Here is a 17,601-nt window from a genome sequence, read left to right as displayed (position 1 = left end):
ACCACCACGTTGAAAGCAGTCCGAAGCCGGCGATCCACGAGACTGCGTCCCACCGGCGAGTACTCCCCTCCTATCTACGAACTCCTCGCCGGCGGCGCGAGCTACCTCGAGCGAGCGCGCATCGTCAACTGGAACGTTTCGACGCCGCCGACCGCGTTTTTGTTCCGGCTCGAGGGAGCCTACCGCCGATTCGCTGCGGCTCTCGAGGGTCACGAGAGCGGTCGCGACTACGAGATTCTGCCCCTCTCGGAGCGGGAGTGTCACTGCTTCTTCGAGGGCGATGTGTCGACGGCTGCGCGAGGTCTGTTCGAGAACTTCATTCGCGGGACGCTCATGACCGTCCCGCCGATCGAGTGCAACCGGGACGGGAGTACGACGTTCACCGTCGTCGGTTCGGACCCGGACGTCCAGGCTGCGGTCGACGACGTTCCGAATCGGCGGTGATCGCCGCGCTGTTCGACGGCTAGCGGCCGGGTCGTCCGACGGCGGCAACGGAAGCGCTACGGATCGCACCGCTGACTCGTCGCTGCAACGACGTCGAGTCCCGGGCTGTAGTAGCAGACGGGATCTGAATCGGGCACCGCGAACCCGTTCGCCGCGAGCAGCGTGTTCCGCTCGACGGTCGCCGTCGCCGGGTACAGCGTCCACGACTCGTGGTCGACGTCGGTGTAGCGGAGCGATCCGTCCAGCGCCTCCGTGTAGAATCGGTAGCGCTCGACGAGAAACCGCGCCAACGGGTCTTCGGTCGCCGTAAAGGGCTCCCCCGTCGCCCGGTAGGTGGCCTCGTACGCGCCGGGCCGGTCGCCGGGCTGTCGCCGGCGACTTTCGAACCGAATTCCGTCGGCGGTCCGCTCGAGCGAGATCCGCGCGTAGTAGTACGGGAGGTGGTGGAAGAGCCGCGCACCCAGCACGCTCGCGATCCCCTGTGCGTCGAGGCTGAAGAAGTAGACCGCCGGCTCGCCGTCGTGGGTGACGTACGTCCGGACGTTGATCTCGGGGAGCGGGACGCCCAGTCGGCGGGGCAGGCCGCAGGGCCGCACGTCGACGTTCGTGAACGGGATGACCGACAGCCAGCCGGTGCCATCGTGCGTGTCGACGGTCAGTTGCGCCGGGAGGTGTGGCTCCAGCACGCCGTCGTCGACCGGCCAGTTCTGGAAGAGGAGGTGCCGCCACCCCATCTCGAGCGGGAGGACCATACGGAACGCGTTGGCTCGTCGACGTGAAAGGGTTTCCGTGGGAGCGCGAGGTTCCCGCCGCGTCTGAGCCGGGCGGCTGAATCGCTCGCTCGAGGTCGGACCGACGCCGCCGTCCGGAGTCTCGAACCGGGGCCTCCTGATTTCGACCGCCGAGACGAGCACACAATACTCTTATCGGGGGAGAACGTATCATCGAGCATGGCAGACAAGCCGACATCCGGTGAGATTCTCGGCGTACCGTACAACTTCGAACGACCGAGTCTGGGTCGCATGCTCTCGTCGTACTGGCAGCCCGGCAAGGGGATGCTCGTCGAGAAACCCTTCGGCGTCGGCTACACCCTCAACTTGGCGAACTGGCGGTCGTGGGTCGTCATCGGCGTCGCCGGCGCGCTGCTGTGGCATCAGGAACGCGGCCCCTCGGAGTCCGACGAGGGCGCGGAGGACGAACCGGTCGAGGTCATCGTCGACGAAGACGCCGACGAGTAGTCCCGCCGTTCTCGCAGTTTCGCTTCTCGGCTCGCGTAGCGTCGGCCATCCTGCTCCCGTCGGGCGAACGACGACGCCCGAATCGACTGCGACCGACGTTTCCTGTTCGGCGGAGCGGTAGACGCGTCGATCACGCGCTGAACGGTCAGCGCCGTCACCGATCGACCTCGCCCATGATGCAGTCGAGACTGCCGATGGCCGCTATCAGGTCGGCGACGTACTCGCCCCGGGCGATTTCTGGGAGGGCCGAGAGATTCGAGAAACAGGGGCTGCGGATCTTGAACCGGGCCGGCGTCTCCGTGCCATCCGATCGGATGTAGATGCCGAGCTCGCCTTTCGCCCCTTCGACGGCGCGGTAGACCTCTGTGTCCGGATCGGGCTTCAGGGTCCGTGGAACGTTGGACTGGAGCGTGCGTTCGTCCGCGGGCCACGCCTCGAGCAGGTCGAGACACTGCTCGACGATCTTGGCCGACTCCTCGAGCTCCCCCAGCCGCACGAGGACGCGGCTGTAGTTGTCACAGCCGTCTTCGGTGACCACGTCCCACTCGAGGTTCGGGTAATAGCCGTAGGGGTCGTCGCGCCGGAGGTCGTAGTCGATCCCGGAGCCGCGTGCGACCGGCCCTGTACAGCCGTGGGCCTTCGCGACGTCCGGCTCGAGGATACCGGTGTCGACGACGCGCGCCTGAAAGATCTCGTTTTGCACGAGCAGGTCGTGGTACTCCTCGATCTTCGGCGGGAGACTGTCGAGGAAGTCGCGACACTGCTCGAGGAACGCCTCGCGGGGTTTCGGGAGGTCCCAGGCGACGCCGCCGAGTCGGAAGTAGTTGAACATCATCCGCTGGCCGGTCAGCTCCTCGAGGATATCCTGGACGAGTTCCCGATCGCGGATCGCGTACATGAACGCCGCCGTGAACTCGCCGACGATGTCCAGCGCGTAGGAACCGATCGCGATGAAGTGCGACGCCATGCGACAGAGTTCGGCACCCATCGTGCGAAGCACCTGGGCGTAGTCGGGCACCTCGATTCCCGCCAGGTCCTCGGCCGCACGGGCGTAGGCCCACTCGTTCAACAGCCCTGAGGACACCCAGTCCCACCGGTCTGGGTAGGGCATGATCTGGTGGCGGTAGGTACTCTCCTGGCACAGTTGCTCCTCGCAGCGGTGCATGTAGCCGATGTCGGGTTCGACGTCGACGACGGTCTCGCCGTCCAGCACGGCTTTCACGTGCATCACGCCGTGGGTCGCCGGGTGATGGGGGCCGATGTTGAGAAAGAGCGTCTCCGACTCGGGGTCGCGTTCGGTACCCGCGATCGGGTTCTCGTGCTCGGTGAGCGTGACGATCTGGGGCCGCGTTTGGTCGTACTCGAGCGACAGCGGGTGGCCCTGCCACGTCTCGGGTAGCAGAATGCGCCGCAGGTCGGGGTGACCCTCGTACGCGATGCCGATCAGGTCGTAGGCTTCCCGTTCGTGCCAGTTTGCCGTCTCGTAGACGGGCGCGGCGGACTCGCTCGTCGGCTCGTCGATCGGGGTCGGAACGACGACGCTCACCTCCCGCGTCGGGTCGTCGTACGAGCGGAGGTGGTAGATCGTCTCGTACCGATCGGGGTACTGCTGGGCGGTGACGCAGGCGCAGTGATCGAAGCCGGCCTCCTCGCGGAGTCGCCGCAGCGTCGCCCGAACCTCGTCGGGCCGGACGACGAACGCCGGCGCGTTGAGGTGGTCGTCGCGGTCGATCGCGTACTCGGCGAACAGCCCCTCGAAGTCGGTCGCTCCACCCGACCGACGCGCCGCGGACTCGAGTTCCGGTGTCGTCATGCTAGCCGTCCGTTCGAACGGCGGACGGGAGGCGGTGCTGCGCCACGCGCTAGGCTATTTATGTGCGAGGGCGAACGTCAGGCCATGAAGACCGTCCGGCTGACACTCCGACACGACGCCGAGACGATCCACCCGATGCACCGGTTCGTCGCCGAGCGCGACGCGTTCGACTCCTACCGGATGGTCCACGGCAACTTCACCGGCTCCGAGGAGTACGCGTTCATCTTTCACGTCGTCGCCGACGCCGGGGCCGCCGCCGAGTACGAGGCCGCCCTCGAGTCGGTCGACGGAATCCGGAGCTTCGAGGTGCGCCGCGTCGGCGACCGGTCGTTCACCGTCTACGTCCGCGACGTGCCCGACGACGTGGGAACGCAGTTGCTCGAGACCTTCTCGCGGGGGAGCCTCGTCCCGCTGCCGCCGCTCGAGTACCGCTCGGACTGGACGGTCCGGTTCTCGGTCGTCGGTGAGTCGGATGACCTCCGGCGGGCGCTCGAGGGAATCCCCGACGGGATCGAGGCGACCGTCGAGCGCGTGGGCGAGTACGATGGGAGCGACGCCGCGGTCGCGGCGCTCACCGACCGTCAGCGCGAGGCGCTATGCGTCGCTCGCGAGATGGGCTACTTCGCCGTGCCCCGCGAGGCGAGCGTCGAGGACGTGGCCGCGGAACTCGGCTGTTCGGCGGGGACGGCGGCCGAACACCTCCGGAAAGCGGAGGCGGCCGTAATCGGAGAACTCGACCTGTCGCTCACCGATCGTTAGTCGGGCCGGTACTCCTCGAGCGGAGGCGCGAACGCGTCGACGACCCGGCAGGGTTCGAGGGCGCGGACGCCGTGTTCCGTCCCGGGCGGGACGACGTACGAGTCGCCCGCCTCGACGGTTCGCGAGTACGCACCGCGGAGTTCGAGCGATCCTTCGATGACGAAACTCGCCTGCGTCGTCTCCTCGTGGCTGTGCGGGTCGCCTTCCGCGCCGGCCTCGAGCGCGTAGTGGACGACCATCAGGTCGTCGGTACACGCCAGGACGCGACGCTCACCGCCGTCGATATCGTCGATTCGGGTGGGATCGTCCCAGTCCGTGACGTCCATACGGTCGGTATACTGTCAATCGAGTAAATAGTTTCGCGTCGATCGGGCACGATCCGCGGAATCGACGGCTATATTCACCCGGAGCGCCGCGCCTCGCACATGCTCGTTCGGTTCGTCACCGGCAACGACGGGAAGGCCCGCGAGGCCCAGGAGTACCTCGAGGGGATCACGGCCGTCAACCAGGTCGAGTACGACTACACGGAGATCCAGAGCGACTCGCTCGCAGAGATCGCCGCCCACGGGGCGCGGGAGGCCTACGAGGCGCTCGGCGATACGGAACCGGTGCTGGTCGACGACGCGGGGCTGTTCGTCGACGCGCTCGAGGGGTTCCCGGGCCCGTACTCGGCCTACGTCGAGGACACGGTCGGCGTCGAGCGCCTCTGGCGGCTCGTCGAGGACGAGGAGAACAAGCGGGCGCACTTCCGGACGGTGCTCGCCTACGCGGACGGGGAGCGCACGGAGACGTTCGAGGGGTCGGTCGCGGGCACGCTCGTCGCCCCGCGCGGCGAGGGTGGCTTCGGCTACGATCCGATCTTCGAGTACAACGGGACGACGATGGCCGAGATGAGCACCGAGGAGAAAAACGCCATCTCCCACCGCGGGCGCGCCCTCGCGGCGTTCGCCGAGTGGTACGCCGACCAGCACTAGGGGTCGCTCGAGGTCGTATCTTGCTCGTCGACTCGACCATCGCGACCTGCTCGTCGACTCGACGTCGCGACGTTCCCTCTCGCGTCACTCGAGCCCGATCACCCCTTCTCGTGAACGATCACGCTCTGGGATCCCGGTCCGGCCCCGGATACGAGCCGCCTTCGACCGCTTCGTACAGGCTCTCCGGGTCGAACAGGCGGGCGAACGCCTCTGGCGGCCTGACGCTGACCGGGACGCGCGGCTGCAGGGAGAGCCCCGCCTGTGCCGAGGTCAGGTTCTCGTCGTACGAGAGCAGATGCGCCGCCCGTCCCCGGTAGGCCGAGGCCAGCGCCGGGTGGTCCTCCGGCGGGTGCTCGACCGCGACGCGCTCGGCCTCGAGTCGCTCCCGGTGGGCCGCCGCGAGATCCGGATCGGCCAGCGACGCGACGAGGGTTTCGGTGCGCTCGAGCAGCGCGTCGCTCGCGACGAGTTCGACCCACGAGTGTCGGCGCACGTGATCCAGCGCCTCGCGGGCCGCGCCGCCGGCGAGGAGGTCCGCGGCCAGCACCGCGGGCGACGCGACGACGCGGGCGGGGTTCGGCCGGTCAGGCATCCGTTTCGTCACCTCCCTCCCGCAGTCGCTCGTCTGCGGCCCGGATCCGTTCGAGATCTACGTCGTACGCCGTCGCCCGCTCGAAGAGGTCACCCCAGCTGTCGGTCATCGGTTCCCGTTTGGCGCTCCGCGAGCAAAAGGAACGGTGACTCGTCGGTACAGCTCGGGTGTGAATCGATCACTTCGGGAGCGAGTTGGCGATTTGGTTTTCGTGAGTGCGGCGAGCACTCGAACGTCGGACCCCTCGAAAGCCCTCGCCGCTGTGGCGGTCGCTCAGCGACATATCCGCGCAAGCGCGGATAGGGGTCGCTGAGGCGACTACACGTTACGCCACAGCGGCTCGCCCTTTCAGTCCACCAGGGAGGAGCCTGCCCTTCCCCGGGTCGCACGGCTCCGCGTGACAGGCGCGGAGCCGCGCTCCCGGCCGAGTGGCGCGCTGGCGAGACGGCCGAGCAAAGCGAGGTGCGACCAACGGGAGCACCTCGGAACGCGAACGGCGAACGGAGTGAGCCGTGAGCAGATGCGAGGTCGTCTCGCTATCTCGCGAGGGACGAGCGAACAGCGTGAGCGTTAGCGCGGAACCTTCGGTTCCGCGAACCATGCGAACGGGTGCTGCGCACCCGTGAGCAGAAGTCGGCTGGGGAGGACGAGGGTCTGGGCGGGACTGAAAGGGGCCGGCCATCTCGAGGAAGGCGGGCGATGCAAGCACCGCAGGTCGAAGACCGAGGCGCGCAGCGAGCCCCCCGACTCGAGATGGCCGGGGGCTTTCATCGCGTTCTCGATCCAGTCGTCGATAGCCCGATCCAGACGTTGACATCCGTTCCGCTGCTATCGTGGCACCATCGATAAATCCACACCAGGGATTGAACAAGACAGGCGACACATCGCCGCCACGAGTGCGGGTTCGAACTCGAGCACTGTTACGGATCGGGTTCCCAGTCCTGGACCTGGACGACCTCGCCTTCGGGAATTCCCTCGCGGTCGTCGTCGACGACGACCCAGCCGTCCGCGAGGGCGACGCTCGAGAGGACGCCCGCGCCGCTGGCCCGGGTCGGCACGGCCCGGTACTGCGGTTCGTCGTCCTCGAGTTCGTCGTCGCGGCGCTCGAGCCGCACCCGGGCGAAGGTTCGGGTGCCGGGTTCGCTGGGAATCTTACGCTCGAGGACGGCCCGCGTTGTGGGGTAGGAGTCGGGGGTGGTGCCCTCGAGCCAGCGCAGCGCGGGACGGAGGAACTGGACGGCGTTGACGAGACAGGCGACGGGGTAGCCGGGCAGCGCGAGGACGGGGGTCTCCTCGACGACGCCGAGACAGACGGGGTGGCCGGGTTTGATCCCGACGCCGTGGACGAGCACCTCGCCGAGGTCGTCGATCACTTCGGGCAGGAGGTCGCGCTCGCCGACGGAGGAGCCGCCGGTGGTGACGACGACGTCCTTCGCGAGGTCGCGCTGGATCGCCACACGCAGCGACTCGGGGTCGTCGGTGACGACCTCGCGGGAGGTGGTGCGGGCCCCCCAGCGTTCTGCCAGTCGGGAGACGGTCAGTCCGTTGGTTTCGACCACTTCGCCCGGATCGGGGTCGCCCGCGACGAGTTCCTCGCCGGTCGGGATCACGCTCACCCGCGGCCGCTGGGCGACCGCGAGGCGGGCGTAGCCGGCCGACCGCAGGAGGCCGAGATCCGAGGGACGGAGCCGGTGACCCGCGTCGTAGAGGTGCTGTCCCTCCGCGACGTCTTCGCCGACGGGGGCGACGTTCTCCCCCTCGGCGACGGCGGCCTCGACCTCGAGTTCGCCGGCCGACTCGAGTTCGGTGACGCGCTCGATCCGTACGACGGCCTCGGCCCCGTCGGGAAGTGCGCTGCCAGTGTGGACGCGAGCGGCCGTCTCGGGTCCGACCGAGGCCTCCGCCCCGGTACCGTCGGCGACCCGCAGGACGGCCGGCGAGCGCTCGCTGGCTCCGAACGTGTCCGCGGCGCGGACGGCGTAGCCGTCCATCGCCGCCCGGCGGTAGTGGGGAACGTCGCGTGCGGCTTCGACCGGCGCGGCGAGGACGCGGCCGTCGGCGCGTTCGACGTCGATGGTCTCCGAGCCGGTGGGGGGATCGGTCGCCTCGTCGTCCGCCGCCGGGTCCGTCGGCGCACGCTCGAGGATCGCCTCCCGGAGGATCCGGCGGGCCTCGGCGGCCGGCGTTCGTACCTTGAAGCCGGCCTCCGTCCGCTCGCGATCGGCACCTTTCATACGTGAACGGGGGTCGCCGGACGGCAAAAGCGTGGGGGACCGCCGCCGAGCCACGCGACTCGAGTCGCCGCCGGGGACCGTTCCACCGAACCGCTGACGCTGGGCCGCGCGCGTTCGAGGGGTTCAGGTGGGAAATCCCGCGACCGCGGGCTTTTTCGTATCGGCGTTCGAACCCGAAGCTATGTCAACGCTCCGCGACGCGTTGCGGGACCTCGCAGACGACGTCTTCTTCGATCTACTCGAGAGCGAGGACGCCTATCTCCTCGTCCTCGACGTTCCGGGGGTGCGCGCCGACGCGATCGACCTCGCCGTCGAGGGCGACACGGTACGACTGGAGGCCAAGCGGGAGAAGTCCCTCCCGGGCGAGTTCCAGTACGTCGAGGAGAACCGGCCGGTGTTCCTCGACGTCGAGTTGCCCCTGCCCGAGGACGCGAGCGGCGACGGCCTCTCGATGGACGTCGACCGCGGCGTCCTCGAGATTCACGTTCCGAAGCGGGACGCGGCCGATGCGACTGGCGGCGGGGACACCGGGGCCGACGCGACTGACGGCGACGCGACCGCGGACACCGACGACACCAGTGCAGCGGAGCCACGCACGGGCACCGACGGAGAGACGCCGCCGACCGACGACGCCGAACCGAGGTGACCGATCCTGCCGGCTCTCCGTGCGTACTGGCGGTTCGTCGTCGTCGCCCGGCAGTTCCTGCCGCTGCTGATCGCGTACGCGCGTGACCGCCGGCGCTTTCTCCTGTTCGGGCGCTCGAGACGTCCCGGGCCGGAGGTCCACCGTCGCCGTGCGGAGGTGTTGCTCGACTCCTTGCTCGAGCTGGGGCCGACGTTCATCAAACTCGGCCAGTTGCTCTCGACGCGGCCGGACGTGCTCCCGCCGGCGTACATCGAGGTCCTCTCGGCGCTGCAGGACGAGGTTCCCCCGGCCGAGTGGGAGTCGGCGAAGGCGGTGATCGAGGACGAACTCGGACCCGTCGACGAACGGTTCGACGCGTTCGAGACGGAGGCGATCAGCGGCGCGAGCCTCGGGCAGGTCTACCGGGCCGAGGTCGACGGCCAGCCCGTCGCGGTGAAGGTTCGCCGCCCGAACGTCGAGTCCATCGTCGAGACCGACCTCCGGGTGATCCGGTGGTCGCTGCCGATCATCCTCTACTTCGTCGACGACGCCCGGTCGTTCTCGCTCGAGAACCTGGCCGACGAGTTCGCCCGCACGATCCGCGAGGAGATGGACTACGAGCGCGAGGCGGCGATGCTCGCGGAGATCCGATCGAACTTCGCGGGCGACGACCGGTTCGTCGTCCCCGACCACCTCGAGAGCCACTCGGGGTCGCGGGTCCTGACGATGGAGTACGTCGAGGGGACGAAGATCAACGACCTCGAGGAACTCGAGCGCAAGGGGATCGACCGGACGCGACTCGCCGAACGGCTGGAGCGGGCCTACCTGCAGATGGTGATCGACGACGGGGTCTTCCACGCCGACCCCCACCCGGGGAATCTGGCGGTGACCGACGACGGCCGGATCGTCTTCTACGACTTCGGGATGTCCGGCCGCGTCGACGAGTTCGTCCAGGGGAAGATCGTCGAGTTCTACGTCGCGGTCGCGAACCAGGACATCGACGCGATCCTCGACGTCCTGATCGAGGTTGGCACGCTCAGCCCCGAGGCCGACCGGGCCGTGATGGCCGAGGTGATGGAGATCGCCATCCGGGACGCCCGCGGGGAGGACGTCGAACAGTACCGCGTCAACCAGATCGTCGGCCAGATCGAGGACTCGATCTACGATTTCCCCTTCCGCCTCCCGAAGAACCTCGCGCTCGTCCTGCGCGTGGCGACGGTCGTCGAAGGGGTCTGCGTCACCCTCGATCAGGACTTCGACTTCATCTCGGTCGCGACCGACTTCCTCACCGAACGGGGCTACCGCGAGGAGTCCGTCCGCCAGTACCTCTCGGAGACCGCCCAGCAGGTGCGACGCTCGGGCGAGTCGCTCACGCGGATCGCCCCAAAGACCGAACGCGCGCTCGACCGCCTCGAGCGCGACGACCTCTACGTGCGGATGGGGCTGGAGGACCCCGAGGACGTCGCCACCCAGCTCGCCAAGCGACTCGTCTACGGCATGTTGCTCTCCACGTCGCTGTTCTCGACGGGGCTGCTCTACGCGCTCGAGGCCCCCGAGGCGGCGGCCGTCGCCGGCGCGCTCTCGGTGGTGTTCCTGATCGTCCTCTACCGAAGCTTCAAGGAGAAGAAGGGGATGCGCGTCAAACCCCAGTTCACCCGCCAGAACCTGCGCAAGCGCCGCGGCGGGGACGAGTGAGCCGATTCGGCGACGGCCTCGAGAGCGTCGAGTCCGATCGTTCCGGTCCGGCACGGGCCTCGAGCGCGTCGCGTTCGTGACCCGGCACCGGAGCTATACGGACGGCCCGCGAATCAGACGGGTATGGACGACCGCCTCGCCGACCTGTCGCTGTCGATCACGGACGTCTCACGGGAGCGCCGCGAGCGCGAGACCTCGAGCGAGTTTACGCGCGTCACCACCGAGTTCACCCTCACGGGTCCCGCCCCCGACGCCGATACCGTCGGTGGGACGGGGAACGCCGATACCGTCCGTGGCAAGGGAGAGGACGTCACCTACGAGGCCGCCGAACACGACGCCCTCGCGGCGTCCGGCCTGCCGGATCTGACCGGCGAGTACACGCTGGCGTCGTTCTCCGAGTACGTCGGTGATCTCGAGCTCTTTCCCGGCGACGGACCCGACCGCGAGGAGTTCCGGAACTACCGTCGGTGGGGACTCGAGAGCGCGGCGCTCGATCTGGCGCTGCGCCAGGCCGGCACGGATCTCGCGGGATTGCTCGACCGTTCGCTCGAGCCCGTTCGGTTCGTCGCCAGCACCCGGCTGGGCGACCCGCCGACGACCGATCGGCTCGAGCGACTGCGCGCGGCGGTGCCCGACCTCGAGTTCAAACTCGACCCGACGCCGGACTGGGACGACGCGGTCGTCGACGCCATCGACGAGACCGTCGGCACCGGGGCCGTCCGCATCCTCGACCTCAAGGGGCAGTACGAGGGGACCGACGTCGACGTCCCCGCCGATCCCGACCTCTACGAGCGGGTCCTCGAGGGGTTCCCCGAGGCGGTGATCGAGGATCCGGCGCTGACGCCCGAGACGGAGCCGCTGTTCGAGGATCCCGACGTTCGCTCCCGGGTGTCCTGGGACGCGCCGATCCACGGCCTCGAGGACGTCGAGGCGCTCCCATGGGAGCCCGACTGGCTCAACGTCAAACCCTCGCGCTTTGGCTCGCTCGCGTCGCTGCTCGAGACGATCGAGTACTGCGCGGAGCGCGGGATTCGGCTCTACGGCGGCGGCCAGTTCGAACTCGGCGTCGGCCGCGGGCAGATCCAGACGCTCGCCTCGCTGTTCTATCCCGACGGCCCCAACGACGTCGCCCCGCGGGCGTACAACGATCCCGACGTGGGGGAGGGGCTGCCGGCGAGTCCGCTCGAGCCGTCGGCCGATCCGGTCGGTTTTCGGTGGAACGTGGGACGGGACTGAGACGGATTCCAGCAAGACCTTCGCAATCGCTACCCAGATCGTAGTTGCGCCAGTAAATCGTTCCAACACTTGGCTGAGTCGCTGTTCGGCCGGAGCAGTTCGACGCATCTCGGTCCGGCTGTAACAGTTGTGTTAGGATCAAAGATAACGCTTATTGTGTTAGGGTTCGAACTAACAAACGAGGATGAGCGACGACGTAGTCGTCGTCCGCGACGAGATCGAAGCGTATTCGGACGGCACTGTTGCCCGGGTTCGAGTGCTCGCCGTCCCCGAGTCGGAGACGTTTCCAGACGGCATCAAGTACGCGTACCACTACGGGGAGGCGGGCGCTGACGACCCGATCATCCGATTCGACAATCACCACGGCATCAACGAACTACACCTCGACTCGGAGGTCTTCGAAATCGATTTCCCCGGGTTGCAACCGCTCTACCGCGCGTGGCGTGCGGCACTCCCCCGCGGAGAAACGATCCGACTGGTAACGATGTCCCGACCCCAAATCCAATCATGACCCGAACACTTCACGTCCGAATCGGCTCGTCGTCCGATCGCAACGATCTCGAGGACACCCTCGCAACCCTCGATGCCGACGGAACCGAGGCCGTCGATCCGAAGCCGTCGACGCTTACTGTCGACGATCTCGAGACGTTTGGCCGCATCTTCCGGCCGACGAACCTCGAGTTGCTCGAGGCGATCGCGAACCACGAACCGGAGAGCATTCGTGAGCTCGCACGGCTCGTCGATCGACATCCGCCTGAAGTAACCCAGAACGTGACCGAACTTTCCGACTACGGGTTAGTCGAACTCGAACCGAACGGACGGGCAAAGCGGCCGACCATCTGGTACGACGAGATCGATGTCGACATTCCGCTCGGCAAGCACTCGCCGGACGTTGCTCCGGCGTAAGGCTTTCGTTCGAAGCGACCGCGCCGCGTCACGCAAACCGATCGACCTGCTCCACCAGATCGCAGTTCAGTTCGGTTCGATACGACTCGACTTCGGCACGAAGGTCCGTATCCGCCCAGTTACCGAAACCGTTCGTCACGTCTCGCTTCACTCCCATAGCTGTGCAGTCAGCAATGCCGTACGGCCCTTTCTGGTGTTTTCGGTGGGACGACCCGCCGAGAACGTCGGCTCGGCGAAGCCGAAGGTGCATGTATGGCTCGCGCAAATAGCCGCCCATGCAGATCGACGACTTCGCCCTCGAGCGCTGGTTCGCCGCACACGAACACGACGCCGATCTCATGCTCGCCGAGAGCGGGGTTCGGAGCCTCGAGAGCGGCCGGTTCGACACCGATCCCGGCGAACTGGGGTACGTCATCCCGACGAACGGCGATCCCGAGATCCGCGAGCGGATCGCCGCCCGCTACGACCGCGACGCCGACGAGGTGCTGTGCACCTGCGGCACGCAGGAGGCGAACTTCCTCGCGTTTCACACGCTCCTCGAGCCCGACGATCACGCGGTCGTCGTCACGCCGACCTACCAGTCGCTCCGGACGATTCCGGAGACCATCTGCGACGTGACGACGGTCGAACTCGAGCCGCCGACCTGGGAGCTGTCGGTCGATGCGGTATCGGAGGCCGTCCGCCCCGAGACGGAATTGATCGTGGTGAACAACCCGAACAACCCGACCGGGCGCTACCACCCGAGGGAGACGCTCGAGGCGCTGTACGACCTCGCGTCGGACGCGGACGCGTACCTGTTCTGCGACGAGGTCTATCGCAAACTGGCCGAGCAGCCCCATCCGCCGGCTGCGAGCCTCGGTCCCCGCGCCATCTCGACGGCGGGGCTCTCGAAGGCCTACGGCCTCGCCGGCCTCCGCTTCGGCTGGCTCGTCGCCGACCGCGAGGTGATCGACGCCGCCTGGAACTGGAAGGACTACACCACGATCTCGCCGCCGACGATCAGCCAGCACGTCGCGAGCCAGGCCCTCGAGCGCGAGGACGAGATCCTCGCGGAAAACCGCGCGCACGCGGTCGACCACCGCGAGCGCGTCCGGGAGTTCGTCGACCGCCACGACCTCGAGTGGTACGAACCGGTGGGCGTCAACGTCTTCGTGACGATCCCCGAGGGGTTCGAGAGCGGCCGCGCGTTCTGCGAGGCGGTCCTCGAGGAGGGGGTCGTCCTCGCGCCCGGCGAGTTCTTCGGCCACCCCGACCGGTTCCGGATCGGGTTCGGCCTCCCGACCGGGGAACTCGAGACGGGACTCGAGCGGATCGAGGGCGTGCTCGAGAGCCGGTAACGCTCCAGGCGTGGCGGGCGACTCGAGCGAATCGTTCTCGGGGCTCGGCCCCCTACGTCGGACCATGGTCCGTCGCGACGTCGTCACCGAAACCATCGCCGAGGCGGCGCTCGTCGTCGACGTGCCGATCGAGCGCGGCGACGAACTGGCCGCCGGCGCGCAGGACGCCCTCGAGTCGCTAGCGGTCGTCCGGTACGCGGACGTCCGCGAGATCGGCGAGGTCGATGCGGGTGAGTCGGGACTGGCAGTCTCAGTCGACTGTCGGCTGACGCTGCACGTCGATCCCGACGCCCCGGACGAATCGGCGGGTAGCGACTCCGTTCGCGACCTCGAGCGCGTGCTCGAGATCGATCGGTTCGAGACCGTGGACGGGCCGTATCGGGTCGAGGCGTAGTGACTCGATGGACGGAGCGCTCGCTCAGTCGATGGTGATCTCGAGTTCGAGCACGCCGAGATAGGAGGGTGCGTTGCCGCCGCTGGTGCGGAACTCGGTCGGCGAGGAGTCGACCAGTTGGTAGAACTCAGACTGGGTCGAGGGCAACATGACGGAGCCGTCCTCGCGCTGGAGATAGGCCGGCGCGTCGGTGCGCTGGATGCGCTCGCGCTGTTCCGCCCAGGCGTCGCCGGCGTAGCAGTAGACGCCGAAGGAAAAGCGGCCCGCGAGGGCGGCTTGCTCCTTCGAGTCGAACATCTCGGACTCCTCGACCTGGTACTCCTCGTCGCTGAGCCAGGCGATAGCCGCCAGCCCCTCTGTTCGCAGGAGGTAGACGTCCCACTCGAGCGTCCGGTCGAACTTCGCCCACGCGTTCCGCGGGCCGACGGTGTTGATCTCGACGCTGAACGCGGGCCGGCCGCGTGCGCCCGTCCGCTCGTGGACGAACGTGGCGTCGTATCCCGGCACCCGAATCCCGCGGTCGTGGTAGACGACGCCGTCGGCCTCCAGCCCGAGGTCGGCCTGGTCGTTCAGGTCCTCGAGTAGCTCCATGACGGGCAGTCCGCCGCGCTCCTCGAGCTGGTCGAGGAACTCGGGCAACTCGAGCAGGTCCTGCCAGCCGCGCTGGTCCGTCGGCGCGCTCACGGGCATCGGCCTCCGTGACCGAGGTTCATGTCCGAACGGTCCGGGAGCGGGCCGGTTAGGCGTTCCGACTCTCCTGCTCGAGATCGGTTGGATTCGTCATCGTCGAGGTTCGCGTACTCGAGAACACCACGAAAGCCCCTGGCGCTCTCGCTGACTGCGACTCGCTGCGCTCCTCGTTTCACTCCGGTGCTTGCGTCGTCTCGTCTACCGAGAGCGCCAGCCCCTTTCATTCCCACCCGTGTCGGCTGACCGGACTGGCCACCGCGGGGTGGGAATGAAAGGGGCTGCCTCGCTCGATCCTCCCCGGGCGACGTAAGGACCGCAGCGAAGCGAGGACCGCAACGAGCCCCGGGTGGTCGAGCGAGGCAGGGGCTTTCGTGGTGTTGGTAATCCCGACTGCAGGTCCGTCCGTACGAACTCGAATCGGTGCAACTAGGAGCGACACGTCTTTTTGACAGCGCCGGGCAGTCTACGGTATGGATCCGAAGCGGGAGCTTACGAGCGTCGACCTCGCCGCCATCGTCAGGGAACTCGGGGCCTACGAGGGCGCGAAGGTCGACAAGGCCTACCTCTACGGCGACGACCTCGTCCGGCTCAAGATGCGGGATTTCGACCGCGGGCGGGTCGAGTTGCTGCTCGAGGTGGGCGAGGTCAAACGCGCCCACACGGTCGCCCCCGAGCGGGTACCGGACGCCCCGGGGCGGCCGCCGCAGTTCGCGATGATGCTCCGGAATCGACTCTCCGGCGCGGACTTCGTCGGCGTCGAGCAGTACGAGTTCGACCGCATCCTCGAGTTCGTCTTCGAGCGCGAGGACGGCACCACCCGGATCATCGTCGAACTGTTCGGACAGGGCAACGTCGCGGTCACGGACGGCGAGTACGAGGTGATCGATTGTCTCGAGACGGTCCGGCTGAAGTCCCGCACGGTGGTGCCCGGCTCGCGCTACGAGTTCCCCGAGACGCGGACGAACCCCCTCACGATATCGCGGGAAGCGTTCTCCCACGAGATGGACGATTCGGATACGGACGTCGTCCGGACGCTCGCGACCCAGCTCAACTTCGGCGGCCTCTACGCCGAGGAGCTCTGTACCCGCGCCGGGGTCGAGAAAGCCCTGGACATCGCGGAGGCCGACGAGGGCGTCTACGATCGGGTCTACGAGGCGATCGAACGGCTCGCGCTCGACATCCGGAACGGGAACGTCGACCCGCGGCTCTACCTCGAGCGCGAGAGCGACGAAGACGGAGACTCAGACGACGAAGCTGCGACGGAACGCGTCGTCGACGTCACCCCCTTCCCGCTCGAGGAACACGAAGCCGAGGGGCTGGCCGCCGAGGCCTACGACTCGTTCCTCGAGGCGTTAGACGACTACTTCTTCCGGCTGGAACTCGACGAGGAGGAGGAGCCGGATCCGACAGAGCAACGCCCCGACTTCGAGGAGGAGATCGCCAAACACGAGCGGATCATCGAACAACAGCAGGGAGCGATCGAAGGGTTCGAACAGCAGGCCGAAGCGCTCCGCGAGCAGGCCGAATCGCTGTACGCCCACTACGACCTGGTCGACGAGATCCTCTCGACGATCCGGACGGCTCGCGAGCAGGACCGCCCGTGGGACGAGATCGAAGAGCGCTTCGAGGAGGGGAAAGAACGCGGCATCCCGGCGGCCGAGGCCGTCGTCGACGTCGACGGCAGCGAGGGGACGGTGACGGTCGAGGTCGACGGCGCACACGTCGACCTCGAGGTCGACCAGGGCGTCGAGCAGAACGCCGACCGCCTCTACACGGAAGCGAAGGCCGTCGAGGAGAAGAAGGACGGCGCGCTCGCGGCCATCGAGGACACCCGCGAGGACCTCGAGGCGGTCAAACGTCGCCGCGAGCGGTGGGAGGCCGACGACGCCGACGACACCGACACGGACGACGAAGACGACGACGAGGCGGATCGCGACTGGCTCTCGATGGCCTCCGTGCCGATCCGGGAGAACGAACCCTGGTACGACCGCTTTCGGTGGTTCCACACCAGCGACGACTACCTCGTGATCGGTGGCCGCAACGCCGACCAGAACGAGGAACTCGTCAAGAAGTACCTCGAGCCGGGCGATAAAGTCCTCCACACGCAGGCCCACGGCGGCCCGGTCACCGTGTTGAAGGCGACGGACCCGAGCGAATCGTCCTCACCGGACATCGAACTGCCCGAGTCGAGCATCGAGGAAGCCGCCCAGTTCGCCGTCTCCTACGCGTCGGTCTGGAAGGACGGCCGCTACGCCGGCGACGTCTACGCCGTCGACGCCGACCAGGTGACGAAGACCCCCGAAAGCGGCGAGTACCTCGAGAAGGGCGGGTTCGCGGTCCGCGGCGACCGCACGTACTACCGGGATACGCCGGTCGGCGTCGCCGTCGGCATCCAGTGCGAGCCCTACACGCGCGTCATCGGCGGTCCGCCGTCGGCCATCGAGGACCAGGCCGCGACGACGATCGAACTCGAGCCCGGTCGGTACGCCCAGGCCGACGCGGCGAAACGGTGCTACCGGCGGTTCCGCGAGCGCTTCGAGGACGAGGCGTTCGTCCGGAAGATCGCGAGTCCGGATCGTATCCAACATTTCATGCCGCCGGGTGGCAGTCGGATCGCGGAGGAGTGACGCGACCGGTTGCCCCGACGGATCGGCCATCGCAGGT

General features: G+C 67.9%; 17 protein-coding genes and 1 pseudogene. 12 read left to right on the top strand and 6 right to left on the bottom strand.

Going from position 1 to position 17,601, the window contains the following annotated elements:
- Nucleotides 1-9 precede the first annotated feature (9 nt).
- On the top strand, nucleotides 10-444 hold the full coding sequence (locus TX79_RS11645) for a hypothetical protein (RefSeq protein WP_049927609.1): 435 nt from the start codon (nucleotides 10-12) through the stop codon (nucleotides 442-444).
- Nucleotides 445-500: 56 nt separating this feature from the next.
- On the opposite strand, the gene TX79_RS11640 is transcribed toward TX79_RS11645, so the two are convergent.
- Entirely contained in the window at nucleotides 501-1,196 is a 696-nt protein-coding gene (locus TX79_RS11640; RefSeq protein WP_049927608.1) for a YqjF family protein, read from the bottom strand.
- 198 nt (nucleotides 1,197-1,394) lie between these two features.
- Between TX79_RS11640 and TX79_RS11635 the strand changes: the two genes are divergently transcribed.
- Complete coding sequence (locus TX79_RS11635) at nucleotides 1,395-1,682, top strand: DUF5808 domain-containing protein (RefSeq protein WP_049927607.1); 288 nt, start codon at nucleotides 1,395-1,397, stop codon at nucleotides 1,680-1,682.
- Nucleotides 1,683-1,836: 154 nt separating this feature from the next.
- Here the strand turns inward: TX79_RS11635 and TX79_RS11630 are convergent, their stop codons facing one another.
- Nucleotides 1,837-3,495 (bottom strand): NADH-quinone oxidoreductase subunit D, encoded by a 1,659-nt coding sequence (locus tag TX79_RS11630; RefSeq protein ID WP_049927606.1) that lies wholly within the window; start codon nucleotides 3,493-3,495, stop codon nucleotides 1,837-1,839.
- A gap of 84 nt (nucleotides 3,496-3,579) precedes the next feature.
- Between TX79_RS11630 and TX79_RS11625 the strand changes: the two genes are divergently transcribed.
- Nucleotides 3,580-4,254 (top strand): helix-turn-helix domain-containing protein, encoded by a 675-nt coding sequence (locus tag TX79_RS11625; RefSeq protein ID WP_049927605.1) that lies wholly within the window; start codon nucleotides 3,580-3,582, stop codon nucleotides 4,252-4,254.
- Here the strand turns inward: TX79_RS11625 and TX79_RS11620 are convergent.
- Nucleotides 4,251-4,580, bottom strand: a complete 330-nt coding sequence (locus TX79_RS11620) for a cupin domain-containing protein (RefSeq protein WP_049927604.1) — start codon at nucleotides 4,578-4,580, stop codon at nucleotides 4,251-4,253. The genes TX79_RS11625 and TX79_RS11620 overlap by 4 nt on opposite strands.
- Before the next feature lie 99 nt (nucleotides 4,581-4,679).
- Here TX79_RS11620 and TX79_RS11615 point away from each other — a divergent pair, with 99 nt between their 5' ends.
- Entirely contained in the window at nucleotides 4,680-5,228 is a 549-nt protein-coding gene (locus TX79_RS11615) for an XTP/dITP diphosphatase (protein ID WP_049927603.1), read from the top strand.
- A 118-nt stretch (nucleotides 5,229-5,346) separates the two neighbouring features.
- Here TX79_RS11615 and TX79_RS11610 read toward each other — a convergent pair whose 3' ends face one another.
- Both TX79_RS11610 and TX79_RS11605 read right to left on the bottom strand, forming a co-directional pair.
- Complete coding sequence (locus TX79_RS11610; RefSeq protein WP_049927602.1) at nucleotides 5,347-5,820, bottom strand: DUF7384 family protein; 474 nt, start codon at nucleotides 5,818-5,820, stop codon at nucleotides 5,347-5,349.
- A 920-nt stretch (nucleotides 5,821-6,740) separates the two neighbouring features.
- Complete coding sequence (locus tag TX79_RS11605; RefSeq protein WP_049927601.1) at nucleotides 6,741-8,054, bottom strand: molybdopterin molybdotransferase MoeA; 1,314 nt, start codon at nucleotides 8,052-8,054, stop codon at nucleotides 6,741-6,743.
- A gap of 181 nt (nucleotides 8,055-8,235) precedes the next feature.
- Here TX79_RS11605 and TX79_RS11600 point away from each other — a divergent pair, with 181 nt between their 5' ends.
- The 7 genes and pseudogenes from TX79_RS11600 (at nucleotide 8,236) to TX79_RS11570 (ending at nucleotide 14,247) form a co-directional block, all read left to right on the top strand.
- Nucleotides 8,236-8,700, top strand: coding sequence for an Hsp20/alpha crystallin family protein (locus TX79_RS11600; protein WP_081655552.1), 465 nt, complete (start codon nucleotides 8,236-8,238; stop codon nucleotides 8,698-8,700).
- A gap of 66 nt (nucleotides 8,701-8,766) precedes the next feature.
- Nucleotides 8,767-10,374, top strand: a complete 1,608-nt coding sequence (locus TX79_RS11595) for an ABC1 kinase family protein (RefSeq protein WP_049927600.1) — start codon at nucleotides 8,767-8,769, stop codon at nucleotides 10,372-10,374.
- 123 nt (nucleotides 10,375-10,497) lie between these two features.
- The gene (locus TX79_RS11590; protein WP_049927599.1) at nucleotides 10,498-11,610 is read left to right on the top strand and encodes an enolase; all 1,113 of its coding nucleotides are present in this window, start codon (nucleotides 10,498-10,500) and stop codon (nucleotides 11,608-11,610) included.
- A gap of 184 nt (nucleotides 11,611-11,794) precedes the next feature.
- Nucleotides 11,795-12,092 (top strand): annotated as a pseudogene (locus tag TX79_RS11585) (toxin-antitoxin system TumE family protein).
- A gap of 25 nt (nucleotides 12,093-12,117) precedes the next feature.
- A complete protein-coding gene (locus tag TX79_RS11580; protein ID WP_049927598.1) occupies nucleotides 12,118-12,516 on the top strand; it encodes an HVO_A0114 family putative DNA-binding protein in 399 nt (132 codons plus the stop codon).
- Nucleotides 12,517-12,791: 275 nt separating this feature from the next.
- Entirely contained in the window at nucleotides 12,792-13,853 is a 1,062-nt protein-coding gene (locus TX79_RS11575) for an aminotransferase class I/II-fold pyridoxal phosphate-dependent enzyme (RefSeq protein ID WP_049927597.1), read from the top strand.
- Between the two features lie 64 nt (nucleotides 13,854-13,917).
- Nucleotides 13,918-14,247 carry a hypothetical protein gene (locus tag TX79_RS11570; RefSeq protein ID WP_049927596.1) on the top strand — a complete coding sequence of 110 codons (330 nt, stop codon included), beginning with the start codon at nucleotides 13,918-13,920 and terminating at the stop codon, nucleotides 14,245-14,247.
- Nucleotides 14,248-14,271: 24 nt separating this feature from the next.
- Here TX79_RS11570 and TX79_RS11565 read toward each other — a convergent pair whose 3' ends face one another.
- Nucleotides 14,272-14,931, bottom strand: a complete 660-nt coding sequence (locus TX79_RS11565; RefSeq protein ID WP_049928372.1) for a hypothetical protein — start codon at nucleotides 14,929-14,931, stop codon at nucleotides 14,272-14,274.
- 476 nt (nucleotides 14,932-15,407) lie between these two features.
- Between TX79_RS11565 and rqcH the strand changes: the two genes are divergently transcribed.
- Nucleotides 15,408-17,564 carry a ribosome rescue protein RqcH gene (rqcH, locus tag TX79_RS11560; protein ID WP_049927595.1) on the top strand — a complete coding sequence of 719 codons (2,157 nt, stop codon included), beginning with the start codon at nucleotides 15,408-15,410 and terminating at the stop codon, nucleotides 17,562-17,564.
- Nucleotides 17,565-17,601: the final 37 nt, after the last annotated feature.

Origin of the sequence: Halopiger goleimassiliensis, from assembly GCF_000455345.1 — an archaeon.
GTDB classification, from domain to species: domain Archaea; phylum Halobacteriota; class Halobacteria; order Halobacteriales; family Natrialbaceae; genus Halopiger_A; species Halopiger_A goleimassiliensis.
Note: the sequence above shows the minus strand (reverse complement) of the source record. Positions and strands in the feature narration are given on the sequence as shown.

Excerpts from the sequence above, each read along its gene's own strand:
- TX79_RS11635 (WP_049927607.1), top strand. The coding sequence starts at position 1,395 with ATGGCAGACAAGCCGACATCCGGTGAGATTCTCGGCGTACCGTACAAC.
- TX79_RS11610 (WP_049927602.1), bottom strand. The coding sequence starts at position 5,820 with ATGCCTGACCGGCCGAACCCCGCCCGCGTCGTCGCGTCGCCCGCGGTG.
- TX79_RS11615 (WP_049927603.1), top strand. The coding sequence starts at position 4,680 with ATGCTCGTTCGGTTCGTCACCGGCAACGACGGGAAGGCCCGCGAGGCC.
- TX79_RS11630 (WP_049927606.1), bottom strand. The coding sequence starts at position 3,495 with ATGACGACACCGGAACTCGAGTCCGCGGCGCGTCGGTCGGGTGGAGCG.
- TX79_RS11600 (WP_081655552.1), top strand. The coding sequence starts at position 8,236 with ATGTCAACGCTCCGCGACGCGTTGCGGGACCTCGCAGACGACGTCTTC.
- TX79_RS11625 (WP_049927605.1), top strand. The coding sequence starts at position 3,580 with ATGAAGACCGTCCGGCTGACACTCCGACACGACGCCGAGACGATCCAC.
- TX79_RS11640 (WP_049927608.1), bottom strand. The coding sequence starts at position 1,196 with ATGGTCCTCCCGCTCGAGATGGGGTGGCGGCACCTCCTCTTCCAGAAC.
- rqcH (WP_049927595.1), top strand. The coding sequence starts at position 15,408 with ATGGATCCGAAGCGGGAGCTTACGAGCGTCGACCTCGCCGCCATCGTC.
- TX79_RS11575 (WP_049927597.1), top strand. The coding sequence starts at position 12,792 with ATGCAGATCGACGACTTCGCCCTCGAGCGCTGGTTCGCCGCACACGAA.
- TX79_RS11605 (WP_049927601.1), bottom strand. The coding sequence starts at position 8,054 with ATGAAAGGTGCCGATCGCGAGCGGACGGAGGCCGGCTTCAAGGTACGA.
- TX79_RS11570 (WP_049927596.1), top strand. The coding sequence starts at position 13,918 with ATGGTCCGTCGCGACGTCGTCACCGAAACCATCGCCGAGGCGGCGCTC.
- TX79_RS11590 (WP_049927599.1), top strand. The coding sequence starts at position 10,498 with ATGGACGACCGCCTCGCCGACCTGTCGCTGTCGATCACGGACGTCTCA.
- TX79_RS11580 (WP_049927598.1), top strand. The coding sequence starts at position 12,118 with ATGACCCGAACACTTCACGTCCGAATCGGCTCGTCGTCCGATCGCAAC.
- TX79_RS11620 (WP_049927604.1), bottom strand. The coding sequence starts at position 4,580 with ATGGACGTCACGGACTGGGACGATCCCACCCGAATCGACGATATCGAC.